Here is a 1,689-nt window from a genome sequence, read left to right on the forward strand (position 1 = left end):
CTTACACGGCACAACTAACACAATGATTTAGTTGTGCCGATTCCACTTGCTTTCAATATTGTTTAAATATGCATTTGGGTCCTGCTTAAATCTTCTCTGTTTTGTGTGTTCATGTATTCGACTGTCCCACTTACTAACTTCTTTTTTATAGCCAGAATAAGTAGCATTCCGAATCTTCTGCAGCCCATCTTGTTCATTTTTAACATTTTCAACGAATACGATGTTTTCACCGTGACGAACAATGTATCGATTCCAAGTTCGACTGCCTGTAATCCTACGATGCCTTACTTTTGTTCTTCTAAAGAAAAGCTCTAAATCATTATTTGTCCTTGGCAGGAGAGGGTAATCGTAAAATGTAAAGAGACCTTTCCAAAAGCCTTTACTATATCTCATCAGATTGTCCACAAAGGCAAAATCATCTTCACGGTTTAGTTCCTTTTCTATTTGGGTCAGATATTGTTTTAACCGGGATTCAACCCAAGAACTTGTTTTGTTTTCGGAAGGATCCATGATTGTGGCAATCCTTTTAAAACGCAGATCCCACCGTTTTACGAGCTGATAATCCTTTTTGTAGTTATCCACATTTCTGACTATTCTGAACAGCTTTTCAAGTAAAGGAGTCCCCTTTTTTATCCAGGCATTTTTCAATCGAGTCCTTGATTGATTTTGTTCGCTCAAAGACACGTGTACCTGGTAATTCAAACGGTGGTTTTCCATCTTCCAAAAGCACTGAACGAATCGCCGCTACATAGTCACTCGCAATTTCTTCTTCCATGCTTACTGATGATGATTCTTCAATTTTTCTTTCGATTTCCCGAATTCCCCTTAGCTTCTTTTTGATGTTTGTCTTTAGCTTTCTGTCCTTTTCTACCAACGGTTTTGCGATATCTTTGAAGTAATGGAACTGACAGTATTGATATGGGATGTCCGGTGCTATCTTTTCGATTGCTAAACGGATTGACTGCTGACCATCACTGATGAAACCTTGGATAGGGTAACCCCAATCAAGAATTGGTTGAATAATTCCGATTAACTCTTGAGAGGCGCTACTCTTTAAATTATGTGCTGCCAAGATGGTGCCACTTAAGACCTCGCGAATAACATACAACGTTTCATTTCCTTTTTCAGGTTGAACGCCATCAATGGATAAGATTAATCCATTGTTCTGTTCCACGACTTCCTCTAAGGTTTCTTTCATATTTTCTGTAATCGCTGAACGAAGAAGTAACGCATATCGTTCGTACAGTTTCTGAACTTGCCTTTCTGAGATTTTCACTTGCTTCTCAGCTAGGATGGTGGCAATTTCTGAACGGGTTTTATGTTCTTTGAAACGCAAGTGCCCAATGTGGGCAATGACATCCATGCCATAGGTGATGTGCTTCATACTAAGTTGCTCAGCCTCCGCAGAACGATAAACAGTATTGTTCTCACAGCCATTATTTTCACAGCGATAGCCAAGATTAATAACTTTAAATTCCCCTTTTAGGGTAGAGATGGTTTTCCTCCATACAGGATGGCAATAGGTTAATTTCTCTCCACAGTCAGGACAATTTGAAATTTCAGGACTGTAATAGATAGACTCGCTTGGATTCAACCTGTTTTTAGTACGCATAAATAAACACCAACTTAAATAATTAATAAGTCTATTATAACCTATTTTATCCGTTGGTGTTATTTATTCCGTGTAAG

The 1,689-nt window shown here is 38.5% G+C and carries 2 protein-coding genes; both read right to left on the bottom strand.

Translation table 11 applies throughout. The features are described 5' to 3' along the window. Positions 1 to 27 precede the first annotated feature (27 nt). On the bottom strand, positions 28 to 582 hold the full coding sequence (locus ACTNDN_RS24805) for a hypothetical protein (protein WP_152910798.1): 555 nt from the start codon (positions 580 to 582) through the stop codon (positions 28 to 30). Positions 583 to 607: 25 nt separating this feature from the next. Further along, positions 608 to 1,612 (bottom strand): transposase, encoded by a 1,005-nt coding sequence (locus tag ACTNDN_RS24810; protein WP_109769519.1) that lies wholly within the window; start codon positions 1,610 to 1,612, stop codon positions 608 to 610. Positions 1,613 to 1,689 lie beyond the last annotated feature (77 nt).

The organism is Niallia sp. HCP3S3_B10, from assembly GCF_052064465.1.
GTDB classification, from domain to species: domain Bacteria; phylum Bacillota; class Bacilli; order Bacillales; family Cytobacillaceae; genus Niallia; species Niallia hominis.